Source organism: Olsenella sp. oral taxon 807 (assembly GCF_001189515.2).
Taxonomy (GTDB): Bacteria; Actinomycetota; Coriobacteriia; order Coriobacteriales; family Atopobiaceae; genus Olsenella_F.
On the sequence record NZ_CP012069.2, the window covers coordinates 39,465 to 65,764 of the forward strand.

24 protein-coding genes and 1 pseudogene are annotated in these 26,300 nt (G+C 64.4%); 17 read left to right on the forward strand and 8 right to left on the reverse strand.

Annotation, left to right across the window (positions count from 1 at the left end; genetic code table 11):
* The first annotated feature begins 22 nt into the window (after window positions 1-22).
* The 9 genes from ADJ70_RS00140 to ADJ70_RS15165 all read left to right on the forward strand — a co-directional run bounded on the left by ADJ70_RS00140 (window position 23) and on the right by ADJ70_RS15165 (window position 10,424).
* Complete coding sequence (locus ADJ70_RS00140; protein ID WP_050342428.1) at window positions 23-1,345, forward strand: hypothetical protein; 1,323 nt, start codon at window positions 23-25, stop codon at window positions 1,343-1,345.
* Window positions 1,346-1,789: 444 nt separating this feature from the next.
* Window positions 1,790-2,323 (forward strand): hypothetical protein, encoded by a 534-nt coding sequence (locus tag ADJ70_RS15160; protein ID WP_253273206.1) that lies wholly within the window; start codon window positions 1,790-1,792, stop codon window positions 2,321-2,323.
* A 278-nt stretch (window positions 2,324-2,601) separates the two neighbouring features.
* Entirely contained in the window at window positions 2,602-3,573 is a 972-nt protein-coding gene (locus ADJ70_RS00150) for a Fic family protein (protein ID WP_050342432.1), read from the forward strand.
* Window positions 3,574-5,035: 1,462 nt separating this feature from the next.
* Complete coding sequence (locus tag ADJ70_RS00155; RefSeq protein WP_050340583.1) at window positions 5,036-6,652, forward strand: transposase; 1,617 nt, start codon at window positions 5,036-5,038, stop codon at window positions 6,650-6,652.
* A gap of 465 nt (window positions 6,653-7,117) precedes the next feature.
* Window positions 7,118-7,690: a GNAT family N-acetyltransferase gene (locus ADJ70_RS00160; protein WP_050342434.1), complete on the forward strand. Its 573-nt coding sequence runs from the start codon at window positions 7,118-7,120 to the stop codon at window positions 7,688-7,690.
* Between the two features lie 132 nt (window positions 7,691-7,822).
* Entirely contained in the window at window positions 7,823-8,227 is a 405-nt protein-coding gene (locus ADJ70_RS15585; RefSeq protein WP_083443686.1) for a nucleotidyl transferase AbiEii/AbiGii toxin family protein, read from the forward strand.
* Between the two features lie 207 nt (window positions 8,228-8,434).
* Window positions 8,435-8,584: a hypothetical protein gene (locus ADJ70_RS14345; RefSeq protein ID WP_157051312.1), complete on the forward strand. Its 150-nt coding sequence runs from the start codon at window positions 8,435-8,437 to the stop codon at window positions 8,582-8,584.
* A 578-nt stretch (window positions 8,585-9,162) separates the two neighbouring features.
* Window positions 9,163-9,705: a hypothetical protein gene (locus tag ADJ70_RS00170; protein WP_050342438.1), complete on the forward strand. Its 543-nt coding sequence runs from the start codon at window positions 9,163-9,165 to the stop codon at window positions 9,703-9,705.
* A 149-nt stretch (window positions 9,706-9,854) separates the two neighbouring features.
* Entirely contained in the window at window positions 9,855-10,424 is a 570-nt protein-coding gene (locus tag ADJ70_RS15165; protein WP_253273282.1) for a nucleotidyl transferase AbiEii/AbiGii toxin family protein, read from the forward strand.
* Here the strand turns inward: ADJ70_RS15165 and ADJ70_RS15170 are convergent.
* A pseudogene (locus ADJ70_RS15170) lies at window positions 10,411-10,740 on the reverse strand (class II fructose-bisphosphate aldolase); the annotation flags it as partial. The gene ADJ70_RS15165 and the pseudogene ADJ70_RS15170 sit on opposite strands and share 14 nt — an antisense overlap.
* 3 nt (window positions 10,741-10,743) lie before the next feature.
* Between ADJ70_RS15170 and ADJ70_RS00180 the strand changes: the two are divergent.
* Entirely contained in the window at window positions 10,744-11,190 is a 447-nt protein-coding gene (locus ADJ70_RS00180) for a hypothetical protein (protein WP_050342442.1), read from the forward strand.
* Here the strand turns inward: ADJ70_RS00180 and ADJ70_RS00185 are convergent.
* Window positions 11,177-11,719, reverse strand: coding sequence for a DUF1697 domain-containing protein (locus tag ADJ70_RS00185; RefSeq protein ID WP_050342446.1), 543 nt, complete (start codon window positions 11,717-11,719; stop codon window positions 11,177-11,179). The two genes, ADJ70_RS00180 and ADJ70_RS00185, sit on opposite strands and share 14 nt — an antisense overlap.
* Window positions 11,720-12,214: 495 nt before the next feature.
* On the opposite strand from ADJ70_RS00185, the gene ADJ70_RS00195 reads away from it, so the two are divergent.
* Window positions 12,215-13,021, forward strand: coding sequence for a YhfC family glutamic-type intramembrane protease (locus ADJ70_RS00195; RefSeq protein ID WP_216597279.1), 807 nt, complete (start codon window positions 12,215-12,217; stop codon window positions 13,019-13,021).
* 434 nt (window positions 13,022-13,455) lie between these two features.
* Here ADJ70_RS00195 and ADJ70_RS00200 read toward each other — a convergent pair whose 3' ends face one another.
* On the reverse strand, window positions 13,456-14,904 hold the full coding sequence (locus tag ADJ70_RS00200) for an ATP-binding protein (protein ID WP_050342451.1): 1,449 nt from the start codon (window positions 14,902-14,904) through the stop codon (window positions 13,456-13,458).
* Window positions 14,901-15,401 carry a GNAT family N-acetyltransferase gene (locus tag ADJ70_RS00205; RefSeq protein WP_050342453.1) on the reverse strand — a complete coding sequence of 167 codons (501 nt, stop codon included), beginning with the start codon at window positions 15,399-15,401 and terminating at the stop codon, window positions 14,901-14,903. The genes ADJ70_RS00200 and ADJ70_RS00205 overlap by 4 nt, the downstream gene beginning before the upstream one ends.
* A 638-nt stretch (window positions 15,402-16,039) precedes the next feature.
* On the opposite strand from ADJ70_RS00205, the gene ADJ70_RS00210 reads away from it, so the two are divergent.
* The 4 genes from ADJ70_RS00210 to ADJ70_RS00225 all read left to right on the forward strand — a co-directional run bounded on the left by ADJ70_RS00210 (window position 16,040) and on the right by ADJ70_RS00225 (window position 19,613).
* Window positions 16,040-16,375, forward strand: a complete 336-nt coding sequence (locus ADJ70_RS00210) for a PadR family transcriptional regulator (protein ID WP_050342455.1) — start codon at window positions 16,040-16,042, stop codon at window positions 16,373-16,375.
* A gap of 59 nt (window positions 16,376-16,434) precedes the next feature.
* The gene (locus ADJ70_RS00215; RefSeq protein WP_050342457.1) at window positions 16,435-16,995 is read left to right on the forward strand and encodes a DUF2812 domain-containing protein; all 561 of its coding nucleotides are present in this window, start codon (window positions 16,435-16,437) and stop codon (window positions 16,993-16,995) included.
* Window positions 16,996-17,328: 333 nt separating this feature from the next.
* Entirely contained in the window at window positions 17,329-17,625 is a 297-nt protein-coding gene (locus ADJ70_RS00220) for a hypothetical protein (protein WP_050342460.1), read from the forward strand.
* A gap of 1,550 nt (window positions 17,626-19,175) precedes the next feature.
* Window positions 19,176-19,613, forward strand: a complete 438-nt coding sequence (locus ADJ70_RS00225; protein ID WP_050342464.1) for a hypothetical protein — start codon at window positions 19,176-19,178, stop codon at window positions 19,611-19,613.
* Window positions 19,614-19,767: 154 nt separating this feature from the next.
* Here the strand turns inward: ADJ70_RS00225 and ADJ70_RS00230 are convergent, their stop codons facing one another.
* Window positions 19,768-20,244: a flavodoxin gene (locus ADJ70_RS00230; protein WP_050342466.1), complete on the reverse strand. Its 477-nt coding sequence runs from the start codon at window positions 20,242-20,244 to the stop codon at window positions 19,768-19,770.
* Between the two features lie 896 nt (window positions 20,245-21,140).
* Between ADJ70_RS00230 and ADJ70_RS00235 the strand changes: the two genes are divergently transcribed.
* Window positions 21,141-22,133 carry a helix-turn-helix transcriptional regulator gene (locus ADJ70_RS00235; protein WP_050342469.1) on the forward strand — a complete coding sequence of 331 codons (993 nt, stop codon included), beginning with the start codon at window positions 21,141-21,143 and terminating at the stop codon, window positions 22,131-22,133.
* A 118-nt stretch (window positions 22,134-22,251) separates the two neighbouring features.
* On the opposite strand, the gene ADJ70_RS00240 is transcribed toward ADJ70_RS00235, so the two are convergent.
* Window positions 22,252-22,851: a TetR/AcrR family transcriptional regulator gene (locus ADJ70_RS00240; RefSeq protein WP_050342471.1), complete on the reverse strand. Its 600-nt coding sequence runs from the start codon at window positions 22,849-22,851 to the stop codon at window positions 22,252-22,254.
* Between the two features lie 177 nt (window positions 22,852-23,028).
* Between ADJ70_RS00240 and ADJ70_RS00245 the strand changes: the two genes are divergently transcribed.
* Window positions 23,029-24,273, forward strand: a complete 1,245-nt coding sequence (locus ADJ70_RS00245) for an alpha-amylase family protein (RefSeq protein WP_050342472.1) — start codon at window positions 23,029-23,031, stop codon at window positions 24,271-24,273.
* A gap of 31 nt (window positions 24,274-24,304) precedes the next feature.
* Here the strand turns inward: ADJ70_RS00245 and ADJ70_RS00250 are convergent, their stop codons facing one another.
* Window positions 24,305-24,841, reverse strand: a complete 537-nt coding sequence (locus ADJ70_RS00250; protein WP_050342473.1) for a methylated-DNA--[protein]-cysteine S-methyltransferase — start codon at window positions 24,839-24,841, stop codon at window positions 24,305-24,307.
* Window positions 24,842-24,889: 48 nt separating this feature from the next.
* Window positions 24,890-26,248, reverse strand: coding sequence for a triacylglycerol lipase (locus ADJ70_RS00255; protein WP_050342475.1), 1,359 nt, complete (start codon window positions 26,246-26,248; stop codon window positions 24,890-24,892).
* Window positions 26,249-26,300 lie beyond the last annotated feature (52 nt).

Sequence of the window (26,300 nt, forward strand, 5' to 3'; positions counted from 1 at the left end):
GCAGGGCGGGGGGCGATGCGACATGAGGGTGAGGGCGGTGCCGGGGCTCGGGGACCGCTACGTGGGCTCCGTCAGGTACATGGGCGAGGGCTTCGTGCTCGTCGGCGTGGAGGCCGAGGGGTGGGGCAGCGACCGCTCGATGGTGTGCTACGAGCTGCACGGCGGGCAGCCGCTCCGGGAGGGGGAGTACGCGCCCTTCCTCGGCCTGCTCGAGCTCGGGGCGAGCGCCGTGGACGGGAGCGTGAGGTACGTGACGTGCTTCCCCGACGTCCTGGCCGCGCTCCCGGGGCCCCTGCCCCCGCAGGCGCTCTCTCCGGGGCGCGGGGTCAGGCTGCGCGGCCTCGAGGGCCTGCGCCGCCTGGCGGACGGCCCCCGGCTCGGGCTCATCGAGGGCCACAACATCCTCTTCCGCCTGCGCCTCTCGGGGCGCGACCTCATGGTCGAGCGTGAGGGCATGCGCGGCTCGCCGGAGGCCTATGCGCTCGGGCCCCGCGCCTCGCTGCTCCTCGGCTCGGGGAGGGTCTGCGGCCTGGTCCTCAGGGACATAGGCGACGCCGACCTCTCCGCGCTCGCGGACGCCGGGCTCCTGCCCTCGCCGTGGAGGCCCCCGGGCTCGCAGCCCCTGTGGCGCGGCCTTCGCGTCGAGGCGCCCCCCGGAAGGGGGAGCCGCACGCGGCGCGCCCGGCGCGCCGTGGCCGCCCTGTCCGCGACCCTGCCGGCGGGCATGCGTCCGGCGTTCCGCCCGCCCGTCTTCGACCCGCCGGACGCGCGGCCCTTCTCCTACGCGCACTGGAGGCCACTGGGGGAGGGCCTCTGGGGGCCCGCCCTGCACCTGGGCCGCCCCGAGTGGCCCGCCATGCACCCGGGCCGCCTCGGGTGGGGCGACGGGCGGGCGCGCCTGCTGAGCCTGCGCTCCGGGACGCGCCGGGCCGGGGAGCTCGAGTTCCAGGGGGCGTTCGGCCCCCGCGGCGACTCGCTCGACGTCATCCTGCCGTGCCAGCTCGACCTGCGCGGGGAGGCCGCCGCCGACGTGCTCGTCCGCGCCCTCTCGGCGACGGCGGGGGCCATGGGGGCGACGTGGGGCTGCGTGTGGTCCCAGGCCGGGCCCCTGCCCGACCCGCCCTCGCTCGAGGGGGGCCTGCCCACCGCCGTCCACTGGGCCAACTGGCTCTCGCCCGCCCTCTCGGCGCGCCTCGGCCCGCGGGCGGCCGGCGTCGCCTCCGGGGAGGCCGGCGCCAGCTTCGACGGGCGCCTGCTGCGCCTCGGCCGCCGGCTCCTCGACGCCTACGACCCGGCCGACGAGGCGCTGCGCCTGCGGGCGCAGGTGGCGCTGCTCGGGCGCTGACGCGCGGCCGGTGCTTTGGTTCAATAAGCACTGCCCAGAAGGGACTGCGGTGGGGATCTTGGACCAAAACTGAGGCTTCGTGAGTTCGTGTGGGTGGTTGCGTCACCGCCCCGGTGGCGTGGGTCTCAGGTCCGAGCGCTTTGGCATCACGGGGGCCATGGGGCCGTCGATGTCGTGGGACCCGTGGCCCCGCCCGGCCGTGCGGGCGGCCGTGGGTATGCAGGAGTGTACACAGATCGGTTGAAACGGCCTCTCGGCGTCGTTCTGGGCCATTTGTGTACACTGTTGCGCCGTGGGCTTGGGTTGTGGGTGGCCTTGGGATTACAATAGTGTACACAAATGGGAGGATCGGGCCTCTCCGCACCGGATTGGGCCATTTGTGTACACTGTTGCGACGCGCGCTGCGATGCGAGTTGCGACGCGTGCAGCGGGAAGGTGCCGTGCGTGGCATCGCTCTGCCGGCCTGAGACGTTCAGCATTCCAGATGAATGGGAAGCGTCTCATGGGCGGCAGTTCGAGAAGCTGTACTCCCAGACGAGTCTGCCCGATTCGCTTCAAAGCATTGACGCATCAGTCGAGCTTGCACACAGGCTTCTCGGCCCTGTGCTTGCCGGCTTGGCAGATGGCGTGACCTGGAGCCCGCACGAGACAGCCTGGGAGGACCAAATCTGCTATGGCAAGCGGCGAAGATACCCCGAATTCGTCCTCGACCTGCTGTGGGACGTCCCTGTAATCGCCCATCGTAAGATGATGGGCGAATACCTCCCGTACAGCGAAGGCGTGCTTTTCGGAGGAGTCTACGACGACAGGCTCTTGCTCAAGGACACGCCTACGGCCCGCGCCGCTTTCTCGTCAAAGCAAATCCCCTATGAGGGCGCCAAGGCCATGCTCCTTGTCGACATTGAAAACCCAAGGGAAACCGCAGGCATGATTGCCAACACGATGTCCGAGATACAGAACCCAAGGAAGAGGCGCTGAAACAGTTTTTAAGTGATCCAAGTTCTTACTTTGAGCTCAGTCTCTTGCTGCCAAGCAATGTTGTCGCAGGTTATAGATCGGCTGGCCAGAGGGCTCGTTAAGTTCGCGGCATTGGGTTTTTCGGCAATTGAGTGGGAATACGTCCATCTCATGCATCTTAGGCTTAGTGGTAAGCAGTCTCATCCATTACGCCGCTTTGAGCATTCCCTGGGAGCAGTCGGAGCGGCTTTGCCGCCATTGGCGGTATAATTATGGCGGTATTGAAAGGACGGACGACCATGGCATACGAGCCGCCGTTCCAACGAAACGACGCGATTGACTCGCTCTGCATGGAGATCGCAGAGCTTGTGGGCATGCTGTCCCCGCAGGCGCCGCTGGCGAAAAGCCTCACCCTGCATCGGGAGCTCAGGATAAAGACGATTCACTCCTCCCTCATGATCGAGGGGAACAAGCTCGATGAGAGAACCGTGACCGCCATCCTCGACGGGAAGCACGTCCTCGGCGACAGTCGCGACATCCTTGAGGTCAAAAACGCCAAGCGTGCCTACGACCTCATCCCCGAACTGGATCCATACTCTATCGACGACCTGCTGAGGGCGCATCGAACGATGATGGGGGGTCTGGTCCCCGAGGCGGGCCGCTTTCGCAGCGGTAACGTCGGCGTGTTCGACGGCGGCGTCCTCATACACGCGGGCACCCTGGCGGCCTACGTGCCCGAGGTGATGGCGGGCATCTTCGGCTGGCTGAGAGAGACGAGCATGCACCCTTTGCTCGCCTCCTGTGTCTTTCACTTCGAGTTCGAGTTCTGCCACCCCTTCTTCGACGGCAACGGAAGGACGGGGAGGCTGTGGCACACGCTTCTCTTGTCGAGATGGAGGCCCGTGCTCGCATGGCTTCCAATCGAGAGCACAATCAGACAGCGCCAAGCGGGCTATTACGAGGCTTTGGCGAAATCCGACGCCAGCGGGTCGGGCGAACAGTTCGTCGAGTTCATGTTGGGGGTGATCAGGGACTCGATCCTGCCGTTCTCCAAGCCCGCAAGCGAGAAGGAGCTTGCTCGGTCCAGGGCGCTCGACTTCTTCAGGGAGCACGGCAACGGTAACGTCTCCCAGCTCGCGGAAAGCCTCGGTTGCTCGAAGAGGAGCGCCGAGCGCATGGTCGCAAAGCTGAAAGAGGAAGGCATTCTTTCAAGGCGAGGCAGCGCTCGGGCCGGCATCTGGATCGTTGACGACCAGTCTGTGACACAATGAATGCAAGGGGGGCGTTACTCGGATGCAAGTCTTTGCATTGCGGCTTGGCAGCGACATCAAGGGGCTCGACGCGCGCAAAGGCGTACGTCGAGGGGCTGGTGGCCAAGCTTCTGTCGCCAGATCTGGTCGTCCTTCTCGAGCTAGCCCTCTGCAGCCACATTGCGAGCCAGAAAGCTTGAGCCTGAGCGGATGGTTGCGGGTGTGACGCGAGCACATGGGCCGTCAATCTCGCTGAGCGCTACAGCCCCTCTTAAATGAGGCTTCGTGAGCTCGTGTGGGCGGATGGTTGCGTCACCGCCCCGGTGGCATGGACCTCAGGTCCGGGCACCTGAGCATCACGAGGGCTATGGGGCCGTCGATGTCGTGGGACCCGTGGCCCCGCCCGGTCGCGCGAGCGGCCGTGGGTATGCAGGAGTGTACACAGATCGGCGAAAACAGGCTCTCGGCGCAACCACCGCTCGCATGCAGAGTGCGCCCTTTGGTGAGGCCCACACGCAAAGTGCGCTTCTCCGTGACGTCGCCCGTCCAGAATACGCCTTTTGGTCACGTCGAGGTGGCGTCGCCGGTGCAGAGTGCGGTTTTCCGTGAGGCCGTCTGCGCAGAATGCGCCTTTGCGTGAGGTGGCTCCACGTTTGCGCAGGTGAGGAAAAGCGCACTCTACGGAAAAGTGCATTCTGCGCGCGGACCCTCACGGAAAAGTGCACTCTGGACGCGGACCCTCACGGCAAAGTGCATTCTGCGCGACCGATCACATACAGAATGCGCCTTTTGGTGAGGCCCACACGCAAAGTGCGCTTCTCCGTGACGTCGCCCGTCCAGAGTGCGCCCTTTGGTCACGTCGCGGTGGCATCGCCGGTGCAGAATGCGCTTTTGCGTGAGACGGCGGGTGCAGACTGCGCTTTTACGTGAGGCCGTCTGCGCAGAATGCGCCTTTGCGTGAGGTGTCTCCGCGTTTGCGCAGGTGAGGAAAAGCGCACTCTACGGAAAAGCGCATTCTGGGGGCGGGCCCTCACGTAAAAGCGCACTCTGGGGGCGGGCCCTCACGGAAAAGCGCACTCTGGGGGCGGGCCCTCACGTAAAAGCGCACTCTGGGGGCGGGCCCTCACGGAAAAGCGCACTCTGCGCGACCGCTCGCATGCAGAATGCGCCCTTTGGTGAGGCCCACACGCAAAATGCGCCTTTTCGTGAGAGTGACACCCCCAGAGTGCGTCTTTGCGTGAGTCGCCGGGTGCAGAGTGGGGCACTTGTGTACGCTATTGCGACGCGATTCGCCGAGGCGTCAACCCACACTAACCCCCGAAGAGCCTCTTAAACCCTAGTTCTTTCTGATTGTAGAACTACCGCCTGATCAAACCAAAGAAAATCGAGAAAATCGCAGGTCGAGGCCCCAAGGGGCCTCTCTTGTGCTATATTATATGTAGTGCTACTTACTACTTCCTGTGTGGCACGGGAGGCGACCGGGATGCCGTTCATAAAGGTGCAGAAGCTGGTCAGGGACGAGTCCGGCGCAATCAGGAGCGGGTCCGCCGCCGTGGTCGACACGTCGTACGTGCGCGGCGCCAAGTACCACTCGGCGCAGGCGGTGCGCGAGAGGCTGGGCAAGGTCGTCTGGCTCGCGGACGACAGGCGCTCGGGCGTGTTCGCGTCACCGACGCGCGGCCTGGTGGAGTACGACGCGGACGCCGACGGATTCGCGCCGGTGGCCAAGGGCGACGAGCGGCTGGCGAACACGGGCGCGTTCCCCGAGCCGCCGCGGCACCTGGAGCTCGGCCCCGAGCACCTGCTGCTGTCGTTCCTGGGCGCCGATGGGGTCGCGGGGTGCCTCAGGGAGGCGCTCCCCGACGACCGGTCCTACCAGCGCGCCCTCGCCCACGTCACGCACGGCGTGGTGCGGGACGGGAGCCGCGAGACCTGCGACAACATGGTGGCCAGGTCCTTCGCGGCTCTGGCGCTGCCGGGCGTGCCGCCCGCGTCGCTGAGATCGGACACGGCGTTCTTCTCGGCGATGGGCGCCGACGGGGCGAAGGTCGCGTTCTTCAGGGCGTTCGCCAGGCTCATGAGGAGGACGAAGCCCGGCTTCGGCCGCGCATGCTACGTGGACTCCACCCCGCTCCCGAACGACGCGGTCGACAACCCGCTCAACGCCCTCTGCAGCCACGGGCTGAGGGGCGCGGCGGTCCAGATGCGCCTCGCGCTCGTGCTCGACGAGACGACGGGGCTGCCCGTCTGGTACGAGGTCGTGCCCGGCAACGTACTTGACCTCTCGACCATAAAGACCGTGATGGGCGACGTCCTCGCCACGCTCGGCATCGAGGTCGTAACCGCGGTCCTCGACGCGGGCTACGCGTCGCGCGAGCTGCTCGAGGCCTTCTCCGAGGGCGAGAGGGACGTGCTGGTCAGGATGCCGGCGAGGAGGGGGTACCCGTACCGCGAGCTCTGGCGGGGCGTCCGCTCTCTGATCGGCAAGGGCAAGTACGCGATCACGCGCTCCGGCCACCTCTACTTCGCCAGGAGGCGCGACGTCGAGGTGCAGGGCGTGAGGCTGCACTGCTACGTCTACGTGGACCAGACCAACGCCACGCCGCGCTTCGCCAGGTGGCTGGACAAGAACCAGGAGAGGTTCGACGGGATGTCGCTCGCCGAGAAGGACTGGGAGACCGTGCGGCAGGGCTACTTCGTGCTGATGTCCACCAAGGTCGCGACGCCCCGCGAGATCCTGGACGAGTACTTCTGCCGCACCGAGATCGAGGGCGTCTTCAAGACCAGCAAGGACTACCTGGGCCTGCTGCCGCTGCGCAAGTGGAGCGACCTCACCGTGCGCGGCAAGATCCTCGCCGACATCATCGGCACCATCGTGGTGCTCAGGATGCGCAAGGCGCTCGCCGGGGCCGACGTCTCCCTCACCGAGGTATGGGGCAAGGCCAGGTCGCTGTCCTGCTACACCAACGCCGACGGCAGGGTCGTGGTCGAGACGCCGTCGAGGCAGGTCCGCGAGTACTACAAGGCGCTCGGGGTGAAGGTGCCCTCGTCAATCGACGTCAGGGAATTCGACCGTGACGTCCTCGGCCTGGAGCTGTAGTTCTACAATTAGCGTCATCTAGGGTTAAATAGGCGGTATTTCACTGTTCGACAATGCGATGATCGAACACCAGGAATCTCTTTCGTCTGCGCGGACCCACCAACGAAATGATCGACCGCGCCCCTACATGCCACCCGATGTGTGGGAGGGCCCGCTCTACGTCGTACGGCACGGGTTCTCGCGTGGAATTCTCACGGACGACACCGCGCGCTTTCCCCATGGGGTGGCCGACGGCGTGCCATTCTCGCCCACGATGATGTTTCCCAGGGGCTATGATAGGCTCGCGCTCTAGCGGAACAAGTTCGTCAAGCCTTCCCGCGCGGAATGGGGCGACTGGCGTATGCCGCGAGAGGCCGAGGGCTGCGGCCGCGCCGTGGAAGGCCGTCAGGGAGCCAGGCATGGAGGAGGGGCGTTTTCCCGAGCCATCAAAGCGCTGCAGGGACATCGTAGATCGGAGGCCCGTGGATGACCCTTGAGACAAGACGGCTGGTCCTGCGCCCCTGGGAGGAGGGCGATGCGGAGGACCTGTACAGGTACGCGAGCCATCCCGACGTGGGGCCGATCGCCGGATGGGCCGTCCATGCGAGCGTGGAGTACAGCCGAGAGATCATCAGGGGGGTGCTTTCCGCGCCGGAGAACTACGCCGTGGTCCTCAAGGAGACGGGGCGACCGGTCGGCAGCATCGGGCTGATGCGCGGCGGGGCGAGCAACATCAGCATCCCCGACACGGAGGGTGAGATCGGGTACTGGATCGGCGTTCCGTATTGGGGCCGGGGCCTCATCCCCGAGGCGGTCCGCGAGATGGTGCGGCACGGCTTCGAAGGTCTCGGCCTCGAGAGGATATGGTGCGGCTACTTCGAGGGGAACGTGAAGTCGAGGCGGGTGCAGGAGAAGTGCGGGTTTTGCTACCACCACACGGCGGAGAACGTCCCCTGCGCATTGGAGGGCGTGCTGCGAACGGAGCATATAACCTGCCTCTCGAGGGAAGCATGGCTCTCCGCGAGGGGTGGGCCGGTCCCCGGCGGAGGGGAGGGCTGAGGCAAGGGTGAGAGAGCTGTCCGAGATGTAGCTGGGCGAGCTACCGCTAGACGAGCTGCGGGAGCTTTGCTCTCGTAAAGATCGATATCACCACGGGAGACGAGATAGTTCCCGGTCGCATTTCCCGATCGCATGGAGTACCGCCATCCCTTATGTTCGAAGAGAGTCCGGTGCAGGTGCAAGGACACGCGCGTGCGGCAGTACTTCATGGAGTCCGCGCTGGCCGAAAAGCTCGAGACCGTAGTGACGCGTGGGATCGCCAACACACGCGGACGCGATTACTACGACATACATATACTGGTCCGTCTGAAATCGGAGGAGGTCGACCGACAGCCTCTTCACGAAGCCGTTGTGGCTACCACGTCAAGCGAGGCTCGGTCGAGAAGATGGCTGGCTACACAGCGACACTCGAGGAGGTCCGAGTATCGGGAATCATGCGAGGCGTGGACCTCGTATATCGTAGGGTCGCCTTACGCGGCAGGACCTGACTTCGACGAGATCGTCGGTTCAACCTTCGAGTCCTGCTCTTCGAGTTGAAGAGGATCACACCTACGAGGGTGACCACCCCCGTAATGCACGCAACAATGACTGACTCCATAGAAGGACTGCTCCCTGCACTCGAAGCCGAATCCCCAAGAGGAAGTTTCAAATGGCGTCATAAGGTCGTCCCTGCGACATGTCGTATCGTGCCGCATCGCCACGACGGCGCGAGTCGATGCAAACTCGGCACTCCACGGTGTTCAATTGGGGGCGACGGGGACCATACTTCCAACCATCGAAAGCACAAGTTGCGACCGGAGGGCGGCGAAGTACCACGAGGGCGGCGTCGAGCGGGCGCTGTCGGACGGCGAGGGCGGCAGGGGCACGGTCGGGCGCGAGCGCGGGAGGCTCTGACGCCCCGTCGTCCCTCGCCTCGGCCGACCTGCCGGACGGCGAGGCGATCCTGCTCGCGGGCAAGACGCACGAGGGCCCCGACCACGCCGGGTTTCCCGGGATCACGGGCGGCAGGCGCCTACGGGGAGACCTGACGCGAGTCGTGCCGGCGACGTCTCGGCGTGCATCCCCGCGAAGACGAGGCGCTGCCCGGCGGCCGTGCCGGGCCGCCTCGGGCTCGTGTCCGCGCACGGCTCCCGGCCGGACCTGGTCGAGGGTCTCTTCTCGAGGACGGCCCGCCGGACGCTGCGCAGCATCCGGATGTCCAGCAAGGACGAGCCCGAGGAGAGGATCCTGCGCTACCTCGGGGAAGTGAGCGCCGAGCCGGTCGCCCACGGGTGTGGCGAGACCTATCGGACGTCGACCCGACGGCCAAGGGCCCGTCCTGGACACCCTCCTTTCGGATGGGACAGACAAGATAGGTTAGTTGCTGGATGTTATGCTAGCGCAAGGTTCGGTCGTCGGCAGAATTAGACCAGTCACTCACACTGCATTGAAATATGTGAGCTTGTAGTGTAAACTGACCTCGGTGATGAACGATGCTCTACGGATATGATGACATGCTCGCCCGCTACGGCTCTGCCTACCAGATTGGCAAGGCGGTCGACTCTGGCGCTGTCTTCAAGATCGCCCGCGGACTCTATTCGGACGAGCGGCATCCCGACCCGAACGCCGTTGTCTGCGCGCTCTACCCGCAGACGGTTCTTACTATGGACTCGGCCTTCTACCTGCACGGGCTGACCGACGTGGTTCCCGAGATGGTGCATGTTGCCACGGCGCGCAACTCGACCCGAATCAAGGACGCGCGCGTGCGGCAGTACTTCATGGAGTCCGCGCTGATGGTGGCCGGGGTGGAGATGACAGGTGATGGCGGTTCGACCGTCCGCCTGTTCTCGCGCGAGCGCATGCTAGTGGAGCTGCTGCGATGTGCGGGCTCGATGCCCCTAGACTACTACAAGGAGCTTATCGTTTCGTATCGCAAGATTGTGGGTGACCTGGACATGAGGGAAGTCGAGGACTGTATGGCGCTCTACAGGCGCGCGGACAGCCTCTTCGACATGATGCAGAGGGAGGTGCTGTAGAGATGGACCTCCGTCAGATTCGAGACGTCTACATCGACGACGGGCTTGACTTCCAGAACGCCACGGCGCGCACCTGCCGCGACGTGGTGCTCACGCTGATCTCGGCATCGCGCATGGCCGACCACGTGACGGTGAAGGGCGGCGTGGTGATGCAGCAGATATCGGGCGACGGGAGGCGGGCCACGCGCGACATCGACCTCGACTTCGTGCGCTACCCCATGACCGACGAGGGCATCAGGGCTTTCATCCGCACCCTCTGCCCGGCGGACATAGACGTGCGCCTTGAGATCGTCGGCCCCATAGATGACCTCAAACACCAGGGCTACCACGGCAAGCGCGTCTACCTTCGCGTCACGGACTCCACCGGCACGAGCATGGAGACGAAGCTCGACCTGGGCGTTCACGACAAGCTACCGCTCGAGCAGTTGGAACTCTGGTTCGACACGGCGCTGCAGGACGAGGGCGTCGCTCTCATGGCCAACTCAAAGGAGCAGGTCTGCGCCGAGAAGCTGCGCTCGCTCATGCGCATCGGCGCGGCGTCCACGCGCTTCAAGGACGTCTTCGACGTGTACTACCTGCTCTGCCGTGAGGGGGTGGATGCGGATGCCCCCGACCGGGCCATGCGCGTGCTGGTCTACGACGCCGACCCACTGCTTGGCGAGAGAGGCGGATGTTCTCCTCGAACGGCAGGGCGGCGCCGTCGATCATGGTGGAAGTGAAGCCGGCGTTCACGGCCTGGCGTACGTCGCCAAGCGTCTTGCCATGGTCCAGGTGCGGTGTTATGGGCACGGTGTAGCCATTGATGGCGCGCTGAGCGGTATTGGCGATGTACTCGTAGTCGGTGACCTGATATTCGTGGGCGCGAATGTCTTGGGTTGCGCGTGGATGGCTCGCGCTTCCCTGTGATGCCTGTGGCAGGGTTGCTGGGCCTGTACGTATGTGGCGCATGGGCAGCCTACGCGTCGCCATGTCTCGGCAGTGGGATGGCCCCGAAACTCCCGCGCGCCCTTGCGTCTTGCGAGGTACGCCTGGCATACCATGAGCATAAGACTCATCACGGACGGCGTGATGGGCAGAGGCGACCAGCCCAGGATCATTTTGCTGAGCGCGTCGGGCACGAAAAGCGCCATACCCAGCATCGCTCTTGCCATGCGACCGATGCCGGTCGCCGCCCCGCCCGTCAGGGCCCACGCCTGGGCTCCCAAGAGCCTGGTGACACGCCTGCACGAAGACGCGCTCTCGATGAGGTCGGAAATCTATCCCACAGGCTGGGGCGACATCCTCGCCCATGTCCTTGAGCCGGAACAGCAGGAAAGACAGGTCATCTGCCCTCCCTTCGCCACCCAGTGGGTCCTCGGCCAGAGGCGTCGCATCCCGAGAGAAGATGGACGTGACAACTCCCATGAAGCTATCACGCCTGTCGTTGGGAAGGGTCCCGGGGACCCCTTAGCCTACGCTTCTCAGAACCGTCTTAGCTCCTCGTGAGCAGCGTTGCGATCGCATCGAACGTGTTGCCGCTGCGGATGGTCAGCAGCGGATAGAAGTCCTCTCGCATGAGCAGCCTGTGGTATGCGGTCCTCAGGTACTCTGACTCGCTAAACTTGCCCCAGAACACCACGTGCCTCCCAAAATGTATCGCCTCGTCGCCCAGCGGCATGGACTTGATGCGTCGACGTGCATGCTGTGCGTCTATCTCACGTGTGAAGAACAGCACGTCGCGGCGGGCGATCGGCTCGCTCCACCACGTCGGCAGGTCGGGGACCTCAGACAGGTAGTCTTCCCGAGACAGGATCGCAAGGCGGATGGGAAAGGGGTAGCGCTCCTTGAGCATGGCCGCAAAGGCGCGGGAGATCTCAGACTCAGGCACATCGGTCTCGAACAGCACGTTGCCGCTGTTGATGTACGAGCGGACATCGGCGCACCCCATGTCTTCGACCTGCCTGCGAAGCTCGTCCATGATGACCTTGTTCTTGCCGCCGACGTTGATGCCGCGTAGCAATGCCACGTATTCCATCTTCACCCTCGAGTCTCGACCGGTCCCGCGCTCTGATTATCCCATGACCTCCTGCAACAACCTGGCATCAGAAAAGCTCCACGACCTCCTTGGCGTGCGCGCGGTCATGCTGGGTGGCGGAGACGCCCTCAATTGACCGTTCAGAGGGACTGGTCTGTGCGGCGAGCTGGGCCGCATCATGGCGGCCGCCGCAGATGGCATGTTCGATACGCCGGCGGTGTTCTCGAGTCGCAAAAGTCTCGCCAGCTGCGGGCAGGTGGGCTGCAACTTGACTGTCGTCGAGGCAAGAGAATATGGATGCGCATGGCTCCATTGCAAAGTGAGCAACGCGAGGGAGAGATGGGCGAGCATGACGTAGGTGTCGATCACCCAGTGGTACACTCTCGAGAAGAGCGGGTGAGCCCGCATGCATGCGAGGGGCGTGGTGGCCGTCGGGAACATGCCATTCCCGTCTGCGGCCCTTCGCGGATGGCTTCAAAGAGAGGATTGACCGCCATGGTTTCTGATGCGTCGCTGGCCTGCATGGTCGTTGCGGCTGTGATCTCGTTTGGCGCGCCGGTCGTGGCGCTCGTCGTTGCGAGAAGACGACTGCACGTCCAGTTTAGGGCGGTTCTCGTCGGCGTGCTGGTGTTCGTTGTCTTTGCGGGCTTTCTCGAGCAGCTTGTCCATGCGTTGGCGTTTTCCGCGTTTCCGGGCCTGAGATTCACGCCGGTCGCCTTTGTCCCGTACGCCGCCCTTGCCGCGGGCGTGTTCGAGGAGCTAGGGCGCAGCTGCGGGTTCATGCTTCTGCTACGGTCTGGGAAGGCGGATCACGACCTGCCCTGTGCCATCGGATACGGTATCGGCCATGGGGGGATCGAGGCTATGCTGATAGTGGGCTTGTCGATGGTATCGAACATAGCTCTCGCGCTTGCGCTCAATAGCGTCGGTGGCGCTGACGCGTTGCTCGCGACCGTGCCCGACGCCTCGCGTGTACTTGTCGCCCAACAGATAGACGCCCTCATCGGAATCGCCCCGACGGTATACCTGATTGCTGGGTTCGAGCGCATCGTCTCGATGGCGCTGCATGTCGCGCTGTCTGTCCTGGTATGGATGGCGGTCAGCGGTAGGATCGGCAAGGCCTGGATATTCGGGGCGGTGTTGCTGCATGCGCTTGCGGATGGCGGGGCGGCACTCTATCAGCAAGGGATGATGCTTCTGCCGGTGAGCGAGCTATGGGCGCTTATCGCGACCGTTGCGACGGCGCTATTGGTCATCCGGCTGTACGCGGGACATGGATGCCATAGCGACGGAACTGCCTAGCGTGGATTCGACGTCATGGGATCTTGATCCCTCGCCTCACATCGATGATGGGGATGCTCGCAGTGGCGGAAGGCGTCCCCGTGGCGGGCGGGCGTGCTGTCTTCCCACGCGCCCATTCGGATGAGGAGCGCATCGGTGCGCGGGGACGCCCCTGCCGGGCGCACGGCAAAGAGCATGTCCAATGAGGTCGCGTCGTCAGTCTCTACCTGTGTTGGGACCTTGGCCTGTCGGACGCCATGGCCCTGTAGCGTCGTTAGGGTCGATGGGTTTTAGCCCGGTGATGAGGTTGGCCGGTCTCCCCCTGCCTCAAGCAGAGTGAGACCGGCGGGATCTATGCTGAGCTTCTCACGGAGGGCCTTCAACTTCTTTTGTACCGACATCGCTCGCCAACTCCCGTTGGCCCCGCAGCAGGCCGCTTCTCTCTTGGACCCGACTCAGCCGCGCTTCCAAAGCTCGTAGGTCCGGTTCTTGGTTGTGCCCGAGGAGGATATCAGGCCGCTGGCTTCCAGGCGACCTGCTATGTCACGGAGCGTGCGCACTGGGATGTTGAGCGCGGCGGATATCTCACGCGGGGACGAGGGACCGTGAGCTGACAGGTACTCGCACACGCTCCTGTCGCTTGTCGGTAGGGCGAGCCAGTCGGAAGCCCTGTCGTTTCCGGCGGATTCCGGCGGATTCCGGCGGATTCCGGCGGATTTTGGCGGATTGCCGGTATCGCCGGCGAAGGGTCCAAGGCGCCCGACACCGTCTAGGGCCTCCTGGCGCGTGAACTTCACGTGGACGCTGCTGGCGCGCTCGAAGACCTCGACGGGCGTGCCCTGCGCCTCGCAGGAGCGCCTGATGCGCTGCAGTCCCGTGCCGTAGGACTCGATGTCTCCGGAACGGTAGAGCGTCTGGGCGATGAGCACGTTACGTGGGTTCGATGCCGCCGACCTGCCGGCAAGAAAGTCGTCGGGCAAGACTCCGGGTGGAAAGGGACCCGGACTGTAGATGTCGACGCTATCCCAGAAGATGTCGATCTGGACGGCGGCGTTCGTCTCATAGACGCGATGACTGAAGGCATTGTAGAGTGCCTCGCGGATCGCGTCCAGGGGGATCTCGGGCACCTCCCTGCGCTGCAGTGACACGCTTGCGTCGATGACAAACGCGCGGCGAATGTTGTTCACGATGTAGGTCTCCCCGGCGTCCACGAGCGAGAACAGCGGCCCCGAGACCTGCTGGTTGTCGAGGATGTTCACGCGGTCGCTGTCTGCGAGCACTCCCATGCGCAAGCCTACCTGGGACCTGTCTGTGAAGCAGACCATAGCCGCGTTCGTCAGCGTCTCATCCTCGCAGAGTAGCCCGAGGCGCGAGAGCACGTCGCGAGCGTCGGTGTACTGGAACGGGATCCGCTTGGCCTGTACGCCCCGCGCGACATACCTGCGCAGCACCTCCTCGTCGACGGCGGAGACGGGCTTGCCCGAGCTGCGGCCATCCCAGGGGTCCCTCCCGGCCGCGCGCTCCAGTATCATGTCCTTGAGCGCGGACGCGCTCATAGGGACGTCCTCGTCGGCGCTGCGGATGCGGTATCTGCCGTCGCACGCGTAGGGACGCTCGCCTCCGGAGAACGTCACCTTGACGTACGCCCTGCTGTCCGGGGTCTCCAGGCGCTCAATCTGCGGGTAGATCCTGGGCTCGATGCGGTTACCAACGGCTTGGCTCACATCGCGCAGCGTCTTGTCGCTCACATCCTGGCCGACGACCTCTCCGTCGTTGCGCACGCCAAAGTAGAGCGTGCCGTGGCCGTGCTTGTTGAGGATGGAGGCGATTGACTCCATGCCCTCGCGCATCTCGCCCGTCGACCTCTTGTGTTCTGTGCGCTCGTCCTCCATGCCGAGGTTCACAGGCGTCCTCCTTCCCACTGCCGGTTATATTCTACGAAGGGCACTGTGCCAGTCGGGTCTCGCCCCATCAGTAGGACTGGGCGGGGATCGCCCTGCTCGTCGATGTCGGAGCGACTGCGGACCGTAAGCTCCCTGTGCTTGTAGGGTCCTATCGCTTGAGGGCTCTGCCCATTGACCGTGAACTCGCTTATGGCGTGCGCCGCAATGCCGTACTCCAGAAGCTTACTTCCTACCCCCTTGCCACGTTCGTCTGCGACGACAAACAGCATCATAAGCTTATGGCCGTCGATGTCCGTGAATCCCCAGAGACGCTTCGCCTCCTCCTCTGCTATGACGAAGCGCAAGGCGCTCTTGAGAGCAAGCGGCATGTATGCCAGAATAGCCTTGATCCCAAGATGCAGGAGAAACAGCTGAGTCGTCCTTACCGATCTCTCCCATACGTCGAGGAGCCGCTTGATCGATTTGGGAGTTCGCTTCCCACGGGCAACCACTCGCATAGGCTGCTGTCCTCTTTGCTACGACGTCCCTGTCGAGCGCGCTTCAAAATGACACTCGGTGCATACTATTGCTCACTGAAGTGATCGAGGCGACCTGGGAGTTGTGTTTTCATCACTCAAATAGTGGCTTCAATCTGGTTTTGCTCAGTCGCAACGATACAGCTTTCATAGTAGCCATCTCCGGTTGTCCTTGGTCCACTGACAAGCTCATATCCGCTTGCCCTCAGCTTGGTAGTCAAGGCATCTATCCTCTCCTTACTCCCAACACTAAGGAGCGATATGTGAGCATCATCCCGTACGGGCAGGCCCTCTCAGCGGATCGGCCATCCCCGACTTACTCATAAGCTCAGCACGTGCCATCGTCGAACGAGAATGCTCAATTCTCACGCTTGCCTTCACACATGCCGCAGGCGCGCACTGACGCCGGGCCCTCACGGAAGGGCACGGTTTGCCGGCGTCACATCCTGCAGTGCCACGCCACGGGCGGTCCCGACGCACGGAGGCGCTCACCCCTCTGTGTCGCCAAGGCGCCAGAAATTCTCGAGAAAGCAGTTGACAACTACTACGGGTGACGATATATTGTTCCCAACGATATATCGTAGTCCGGTATAACGAGAGGCGTAAGGGAGGAGACGCACATGCCGAGGAGGGAAGAGGCCGGCGCGCTGACGGAGCCGACGTTCTACATCCTGCTGTCCCTGCACAGGCCCACGCACGGATACGCGATCATGCAGGACGTGCGGGAGCTGACGGGCGGACGGGTGAACATCGGGGCGGGCACGCTCTACGGTGCCATAAGCTCGCTCACCGAGAAGGGTTGGATACGCGCCGCGGAGGGTCACGCGGACGGCGGCCGCGCGTCCGAGCGCAGGAAGGCGTACGTGATCACCGAGGGAGGCAGGCGGGCCTTCGCGTGTGAGGTCGAGCGGCTGGAGAGCCTTGTCGCCGACGCGAGATCCGTTATCGAGCAATGATCACGGGCGGTACGCATATCACATCCGCACATACACCACGTTCACAAAGGGAGATCGACATGAGCGCAAGCACAACCATCAAGAGGGCTTTCACCGACTTCTCGAAGGAAGAGGCCTGGCTCAACCAGATGAGCCACGAGGGCAAGGCCCTCGTCGACTACCGGGGCGGGAGGTACACCTTCGTCGACGACGAGCCGGGTGCCTGGCAGTACGCGATCGAGGTCCTCGGCCGGACCGGCAGGGCCGGCAGGGAGTACCTCTCCTTCCTCGAGGAGACGGGCGTCGAGACCGTGGCCGTCTACGCGAACCGCGCCTACCTGCGCAGGAGGGACGACGGGACCGACTTCGAGCTCCACAGCGACCTCGAGTCCCGCCTCGAGCAGGCCAGGAGGGGGAGCGTGCCCTGGATGGCCATCCCGGTGTCGCAGGTCGGCGTCGCGTTCACCCTCGTCCTCAACGCCTTCGTGGTGGACTCCGGGGCGTCGAACCTCGCCAGGGGCATCGTCCTCGCGTGCGCCACCCTGCTCGTCTTCGCGGCCATAGTCGAGTACCTCGTCTTCGGCAGGCCGTATCGCGAGCGCGTCCGCCAGCTCGAGCGGGAGCGCTCGATCAGGGAGTAGCGGGCGCGGCCCCCCGGGCCCGCCCTCGCCGTTCGCGGCACCCACTTGGGCCGGACTCCCTCACCCAGATCTAAATAATGTTTATTAGTGTTGCATTATGTTAAGACGAGAGCTATACTCCACCTAAAGAAGCGGAAGGGAGGGGGGTGCTGATGGGTGGCGCCCACACATGGACGGAGTGCCTGGGCGACGAGGATCTGGAGTTCGCGCGGGACGACGATGCCTTCGTTTCGCTCGTGAAGGGCATGGCCATCGACGACCGCATGGACTTCGAGGCCGCACGGCAGATCATAGACGCCCACAGGCAGCTGATGGGCAGGAGGGGGGATGGGAATGAGTGTGGACGGCGATGTCGCCAGGATGTCCATCGTGTGTATCGGTTTGGCGCTTGGTACGCTCGAGTGGTTCATCGTCAGGAGGACGAGCTTCAACAAGTGGGTCGTGCCGGCGGTGTACTGGGTGGGAGCGCTGATATGGTCATCTGCGACTGGACCTACGCCGGTGCTCTTCCCGAGCCTGGCGATGGGCCTCTCCATGGCGGGCTGTGCCATCGAGGACGAGATAATCAACAGATATCTACAAAGGAGAGGCACATCCGGCGTCGACAAGGCGAGGCTCCGGGACCTGTAGCGGGGGTGCGGCTACGCTCGGAAGTGGGGGTCAGTGCCATCGCGCTGGCCCCCATCCTCCTGGACTTGCCACCGCCCTTCTTGCGGCATGCCGCCCGCGACAGGCACCAAGTACGACGGCGCCCCGCAAGCGGAGGGAACCGAGCCTCCGTCAGCCGCCCCTGCGCCATGAGGCTGATAGGGGGTATCATTGGCCACGTTGGGTCATCGGCCCCATATCGATCCCATACCTTGAGGCTCTTCGCGGTTTTTGGTGGGTATCACGGGCTAGGGCGGAGCGCAGGCGAGGGCGTCGAGCGACAGGCCCCCAGCCCGGGGAAGATTGCGGTGGCGAGAGCCCCGCGTCGCGAACCCCCCGGCGGCCCCCTTGACGGGCGGTGTGAGCGGGTTGGCCCCCCGAGGTGGGCCGACGGCATCCCCGGCGGGCCCCCGCTCGCTTGCGCTCGCGCGTGGCGGTCGACTCAGGCCGCCGCTGACAGCGATTCGCCTTTGCACCCCGCTGTTCCGGCCCGCGACCCCCCTCGCCGGCCCCTTGGCTGGCCCCCCGTTCGACGTGCGAGAACGCACGCGTCATCGCGACAACGCAGCTGCGCTCCTGGTCTGGGGCTGCGGCGGGACGGCTGGGGGCCTGACATGGCGACTAAGCGCAAGGCTCTGGTTGACGGCGAAGGGGATGACGAGGGGAGCGCGTCCGATGCTGAGCCGGGGGCGGATGACTGTGCCTTGCAGCGTGAGGGCGGCTGGCATGCGGGCGGCGAGGTCTTAGGGACGTCAAACCCGGGCGACTGCCCCTATGGCCCTGGCGATTGCCCAAGCATCGAAGTGGTTGGGTCCGAAACGGGCTGGAGGCGGCGACCGTGCGCCCGGCGTAGACCCCCGCACGGCCTGTCCGGGCGCGGTTTCGAGGACGACCGAGTGCGTCCCCAGGGAAGCGTTGCGTTTCCGTGACGCCGCAGTCGCAGAGTGCGCTTTTCCGTCACGTCGCGGCGCCCGGGAGGTGTGGGGCAACCCCCCGCCAGGCTGCGGGGCACTATGGAGAATGCCTCAACTGGGCAGATGCGCTCGAGCAACCCCCCGCCGGGCTGCGGGGCGGGTTGCGCGGGGGTCCGCAGATCTCGGTTCGGCGTCGGACCTCACGGAAAGGCGCATTCTGCGCGTCGGACCTCACGTAAAACCGCACTCTGGGGGTGTCGCCCTCACGGAGAAGTGCACTCTGTACGCCGGACCTCACGTAAAACCGCATTCTGCGCGTCGGACCTCACGGAAAGGCGCAGTGTGCGTGGCTGCCCGCACACAGAGTGCGCTTTTTGGTGAGACGCGCAGACAGAATGCGCTTTTCCGTGAGGCGGCGCCGCGTTTGCCCAGGTGAGGAAAAGCGCACTCTACGGAAAGGCGCATTCTGGCTGCATGCCCTCACGGAAAACCGCATTCTGGGGGGTGTCACCTTCGCGGAAAGGTGCGCCCCGCGCCGGCGACGCCATCGCGACGTGACCAAAGGGCGTATCCTGGATGGACGGGCGACGCTTTGAAAAACGAGGGAAGGGTATCGGGATGTGCGAGGAGTGCTACGTTGACGAGAGCCGGGCGACCCCGCTGCTGAGGCCACGGGACTGCCTGGAGAGCCACACACAGTACGTCTGCGGGACCTGCGGCAGGTGCATCTGTATCGAGCATGACCCCAGGCGCGGGCTGCGGCGGTGGAACTTCCCCTTCAGGTCATTGGAGATCGCGAAGCTGTACCTGCGCGCCGCGGACTACAGCATGAAGAGGCCGTGTGGCATCTACGAGATGGAAGGCGCGGGCGGCAGGCTCTCGTACAAGATCTTCGCGGACGGCGAGGACCTCAGGCTCTATCTGGGGAGGAACAAAGGGAAGGCGTGTAAGGGGATGGCCCCCGCCCTCATCGTCGGCGAGTACAGGGAGTACGCGGGCACGCAGGTGCGGAGGCTGTCCCCCGACGAGGTCGAGAGGTACCTGTCGGAGCGCTAGGCCCGCCTCGGGGAGGCGGGAGGCCCGGCTGCCGGGCGCCGCCGTCCGCCTCCCGGGGGCGAGACGGCCCCCGGCGGCCCCGGCCTGCCTCGCCGTCGAGACCCGACGGTCTCGACGGCGGTCTGCCATGTCGGCTCACAATGTCTATTCGCGGCTACGTCGCAAGGCTGCGGGCGTTCGCCTCCAGCCACCCCTGCAGTTCATCGAAGCTGTATCCGCCCTTCAGGGCAATGCCCTCCCTCACGTCGGAGGTGGCGCATTCCCTCCTGTAGTCTTCGAGCATGTGACCGAATCCTCCGCCACCGTGCGTGCAGAATGGGATGATCGTCTTCCCGCTCAAGTCCACCGATCTCAAAAATGAAAGAACGGGAGGCGCAAAAGTCCTAAGCCAATTAGGGGAACCTATGAAGATCGTCTCCGCGTCGCCGACGCTCTCCACCCCTCGACGTAGCGGTGGGCAGTATCCCTTTTCAATCTGAGCCCTGACTTCCTTCACCGCCGTGTTGTACGAAAAGGAGTACGGCTCTTCGGGTTCGATCTCTCTCAAGTCCCCGTCCGTAATGAGTGCGATGTCCTCGGCCAGTCCCTTCGTTATACCTGAATACGAGTAATACACGATCAGAGGATTCATGCGGGGAGTCTCCTATCGGTCGATTAGCGCTATGTCGTGCCCACCTGCCTCTTGTACCCTAGGCTCCCGAATGGAATGATCACTCGAGTGGAATCCCCACATACGGGGGTGCCTTGAGGCGATAGGGGCTCTCCGACACGGATGATGGCAGGGCAAGACATCCAAGACAAGGCGTTTCGTTGCGTCTGGATGCGAGGTCGCCCCGGAAAGCTGACGTCAGCTCCGGATGGGGTAGACTCGTACGTTGCATGATCCATGAGGCGTTCCCGCCACATGTGCCGGAGATGGAAGCAGCCCTCCTGTTGGGTGCTCGTGGAGTGCGCTTGCACGCTGTGGCGTCAGTAACCTGCCTCCTGGGTTGTTCCTTCTCCTTACGACGCGCATGCAAAGAAGGGGAGGCCATGCAAGGATCCCATGTGTCCGCTACCCTTACCGTCTGCCATGATGGGCAGTTCTGGGTGGGGGCGTCCACCAAGGCCCAGCAAGCACCGTCTTGTCAGCTCGAGGCCACGAAGGAGGACCGCAAGGCATCGGCAAGAGAGAGACGCGAGGAGGACAGGCGGGGATGGCTTGGGCGGCGGACCCAAAAGCGCAAGCGAAGGTATCGCGGACACCGAGCGACTCCGAAGGCTCCCAAGCGAGCGCCCCATCCATGAGGCGGAGTACCCCACCCATGGGGCGCTAACCGAGGCCCCATGCCTCATGCCCTATGGCTGCAACGTTTTCTGTAGCAGTGCCTCTGACCTGCGGGGCGCAACCGTTGGGCGCATTGCAAGTTCCGCAAAATGCAGCCGTGGATTGGTGGGATTTTGCTCCTCGCTACCGTAATGTAGTCATTGCCGGGGTACGCAAGACAGCCCCATTCGCACCAGTCTCTGACGATGAAAGGACACAGGATGAGCTTTCGTGACAACCTCCAACACCTGCGTGCCACGCGTAACATGACCCAAGAACAACTCGCCATGCTCATGGGTGTGAGCCGCCAATCCGTGACAAAGTGGGAGGCCGAAAAGGCCTATCCCGAGATGGACAAGCTACTCAAGCTGCGTGACATCTTTGGGTGCACGCTTGACGAGCTCGTGCAAGGCGACCTTACCACCCGACCGAAGGAGCCCGGCTTGGGTATTGCGGAGGGACCCGCCCAGGACGTGTGCGGCTATGAAGAGCACATGCGCCAGCACGCACGGAACATGGCCGTGGGCATTCCGCTCATCATCCTGGGGATGGCCGGGGCCGCCTTCTTCGGGGAACTGGGTCACAACATGCTCCCTATCGACAACGACGCGCTCTCCGGTCTGGTATTCCTTGCCCTCACCCTCGTCGGGCTCTGTTTCATCATCCCGGCGGGCCTCAGGCACGACGCGTTCGCCAAGGCGCACCCGTACGTAGAGGACTTCTACACCGCAACCCAGAGGGAGGCAGCCAACCGACTCTTTTCCCGCGGCATCGTTGGGGGCATCGTGGCCATCTTCGTGGGCCTCATGCTTGCTGTCGGCCTCGACGACAGCGTCTTCTGGACTGGAAGCGCCTTTCTCGCCTGCGTGGCGGTGGGCGTCGCGTTGCTTGTCTACGCGTCACTCATGCATGACCGCATCAACGTGGACGAGTACAACAATGCCGCTTTGGAGAACCTCTCCGATGACGAGATTCGCGAGCTGGGCGCGGGTGACGCCGACGCGCTCGTGATACAAAAGCATCGTAGCGCCCGACTTGGGGCCACCTGTGGCATCATCATGCTCGTTGTCACGGCGATTGCCCTGTCGCTCCTGTTCCTCTCTCCCTACCTTGGGACGGCCAGCGCCGCAGCGTCGTCGTTCTTCTGGCTCCCATGGCTCATCGGTGGCCTGGCCTGTGGCATTGTCAGCCTCATCTACAACATGAGGGGTTAGGCCTGCGCTGGGCTCCGCAAGCGAACGGTCCTCTCGTTGGACCGTCCGGAGAGCCTCGGGCGGCGTCTCGGCGCACTCGGCCGTCTCGCCGTCCTGAGCCCTCCGCCCCGCCCCCGCCCTACGAGAAGATACCGTGCATGAACTGGCGCACCGTCGCCTTGGCCTGCTCGTCGTCCAACCGTCCCTTGCCTTGGTGCCAGAATGCGACGTCGGCGTTGAGCATCGCGACGAAGTGGGCCGCACAGGAAAGCTCCCGGCCGCGAACGCCCCCGTGGAACGTGGCAATGCCGCGAAATAAGCGGGTGACGATGGCGTACTGTTCGTGCGCGTACGGCTTTGCCATCCTGGCCACCGCAGAGTCGGGCGGCGCAAAGGACAAAGACAGCCTGAGGAGGTAGAACTCGCTGTCCTCCTGCGCGGCGGAGTAGTAGAGGCGTGCCACGCGCAGCAGGGCAGGCCGCACGTCGCGCCCGTACTCATGCGGGTGCGGCTCGTAGGCGCAGGCCGCGCCCAGAGCGCGGTTGAACGCGGCATAGCGCTCCTCAAGCACGGCCGAGAGCAGCCCCTCCTTGCTGTGGAAGAAGTAGTACAGCGTCGGCTTGGTGACGCCTGCCGCCTCAGCGACCTGCGCGACGCCGACGCCGTCATAGCCCCGTCGCGAGAACAGCCCCAGGGCGCAACGTAGGATGGCATCTCTGCTGTTGGTTTCATTTCCCATGGGAGCAGTATATATCGAGAGGGGCGTCGATATATCGAGAGGGGTGTTGCTCGCGTCGTGTCGGCGACCGACCGGTCGGCGAAAGCCTGCGGCGGCACCAATCCCGAATCTTGACTCCCATATACCGTGCGGTATACTATCTACCGAACGGTATAGACCGAAGTCTGGGAGGCTGTTATGGACAATGGCATCGACATGGGTATCGTGTGGTGGCAGGTGTACCCGCTGGGATTCTGCGGAGCTTCCGTGCGTCCCACCTCGGAGGGGGAGCGCACGCTGACACCCCGGCTCGACCGACTGGGTGCATGGCTGGACTACGCCGTCGACATGGGTGTAGGTGGGCTGATGCTCAACCCGCTGTTCGCCTCTGAGACCCATGGGTATGATACGACCGACTACTTTCGCATCGACCCACGCCTCGGCGACGACGCAAGCTTCGACCGCCTCGTCGCCGCCTGCCATGAGCGGGGGCTGCGCGTGATGCTCGACGGCGTGTTCAACCACGTGGGACGCAGCCACCCGCTATTCCAGGACGCCCTCGCCGGACGGGGGAACGAGGACCTGTTCTCCATTACGCGCCGACCCGACGGATCTGCCGACTACGCGACGTTCGAGGGCTTCCGAGAGCTTCCGGCGCTCAACCACGACTCTGGGCGGGTCGCTGGCCTCGTGCGAGACGTCATGCTCCATTGGATGCGACGCGGCGTCTCGGCGTGGCGTCTCGACGCGGCGTACGCCGTGCCGCCCGCCTTCTGGGCGTGCGTCCTGCCCGAGCTGCGGAACACGTTTCCCGATGCCTGGTTCGTGGGGGAGGTGATCCACGGCGACTACGCAAGTATCGTGCGGCAGTCCGGGATGGATGCGGTGACGCAGTACGAGCTGTGGAAGGCCGTCTGGAGCTCGCTCAAGGACGGCAACTTCTTTGAACTCGACTGGTGCCTCAAGCGACACAATGGCCTCATGAGGACCTTCGTGCCGCTCACCTTCATAGGCAACCATGACGTCACGCGCATAGCCAGCATGGTCGGCAGTGAGCTGGCCGCCTTGGGGGCGACCATCCTGCTCACCGTGGGCGGCGTCCCATCCGTCTACTATGGCGACGAGCAGGCGCTGCGCGGCACCAAGAGGAAGGGGTTGGGCGGCGACGATGCGGTGCGTCCCACCTTCCCCGCCTCCCCAGCCTGGATGACGGCGGAGGGGGAGCGGACATACCGCCTATATCATGACCTCATCGACCTGCGCAGGAGGAATCCCTGGCTCGCCCGCGCCACCACACGTCCCACCCGCCTCGCAAATCGCAGCTACTCCTACGATGCGAGTGGCCGTGGGGGAGAGGCCCTGCATGTGGACCTGCGTCTTGACCCGACGCCGCATGCGACGATCAGCTTGCGCGGCAAGGTCATCCTCGAGGTGGGCCACTGAGGCGGGTGGCAGGCAGCTTTCTGGGGATACCCTAAAGCGCCGTGCCCCTCTTCGGGCGCCAGAACCCGTCTCTCATGGCCCCCTCGTGCTCCAGCAGCCTCACCTTCGTGTCGATGCCGCCACCGAAGCCGGTGAGGCTGCCGTTCGACCCTATCACGCGGTGACACGGCACAATGAGGCAGAGCGGGTTGCGGCCGACCGCCCCGCCCACGGCCCGTGCCGACTGTCGCCTGCCGGTCTCGGCCTCAAGGCGCTTGGCGATTGCTCCGTAGGTGGTCGTCTGCCCGTAGGGTATGTCGAGCATGGCCTCGCGTACGCGCAGCTGGAACTCGGTGGCTCGTGCCGTGAGCGTCAGCTCGCGCGGGTCGGGCGTCTCACCCGCAAAGTAGCGATCGAGCCACCTCCGTACCCGGTCGAACACAGCCAGGCTGTCGCTGCGCTCCATGCTCTCGTTTACTCCGTAGCCGAAGTAACGGCCGTTGTTAAACCAGCAGCCCGTGACGCCCGTGCCGTCGCTCGCGAGTGTGAGCGTGCCTATGGTCGGCGTGCGATATTCCGTGAGGTACATCGCGACTTCCTTTCGCTGGTGTCGCAGGTCGCGCCGCCTTTGGCTCGCCTACAGCCCGCGCGTCTTCAGGTCGGCGACGAGCTGCACGTAGAACTCGCGCACGTCGAACCCCGGGATATTCTCTCTGTTGAGGTCGACCACGTCGCCGTGACTGATGCCCCGCCTTCCCTCGACCGTCAGGAAGCGATACGAGTCGCCCCAGGCAAACGATCTTTCGCCCACGAGCCCGTCGTTCGGGCCGTCGAAGCATTTGGCCAAAAGATAGGTGAGGTTGAGCGGGAACGTGCCCGAGGCGGCCCCGTTCAGCCTCGAGCCGACGCTCGCGCACCACACCCCCTCGACCGTCTGAGGCAGTTCTCTGTTCAGGAGGGTCGTGCCTGACGCGGTGAGGTCGCCCACCGCTGCGATGAAGTTGGGAGCCGGATCTCCCAGGGCGTGGGCTGCGGCATTGTAGCTTCGTGCGATCGCTTGCTGCTGCTCGTTTGACATGACGTTAAGCAGGTAGTCCGCGAACTCGCAGCCCCTGTGGGGCGTGTTGATGGTGGTGAGGGACGCTACGTGGGCCTTTACCTGCGGGTCGGCGAGCGCGACGCGGCAGTCTAGGCCTCCCTTGGAGTGCCCTATGAGGTTGACCTTCTCGGTGCCCGTCTGCTCGCAGACCTCGCGAATGCGCAGCGAGAGCTCCCGTGCGCTCTCGTGGACGGGAAGTGCGGAGGAATGCTCGCCGTAGAAGAGACGCGCGCCGTTGCGCTCGAGCTCAGCGGGGATGCGGCCCCAGTAGTTCACGAGCTTAAAGTCGCGGAAGAACACGCCATGCACGAGCAGGATGGGGTATCTCGTGGCGCACACGCGTTGCTGGCGGCGGCCCTCATTGAGACGCTCCCTCTCGTACTCGAAGCGTGCCTCCGCGTCGAGCGTCGAGATGATCTTCAGGAGGAAGTGCAGGTGCACGAGGGGCACCATCCCAAATATGCCACCAAGGACGCGCAGGCGCAGGCCGAGCTGAACGCTTCTTGCATAGGCTCGGACCATGCCGCACCAGAACACGAGCGTCTCGGTCGCAAGGGCGACGCCGAGACACATCACCCAGAAGGCGGGTTCCTGGGGCACGTTCGGCACACCGCCGGGCGCAGGCCAGCACAGGGCGAGACAGCCCGCCACGATGAGGAGCGCGGTGGAGGCGAGAAAGACGATGAGCAGCTCGCAGGCATTGCGGCAGGACCTGATGCGGGGTTGTCGCGTCCTCTCCCCATAGGGCGCGGGGCGTATGCAGATGGCCAGCACCCAGCATCCCAAGATGGCGAGGGCAGGTGCGGGCGCGATCGTCGGTACGCAAACGCAGGCCACCAGCGCGCACACGACGAGTGCGTTGACAACGCGGAATATCCAAGCAACGGTCCTGTTCATGTTCCCTATTATACGACCCTTCGCGCTTTCTGGCTGACGGTACGGGCTCGCA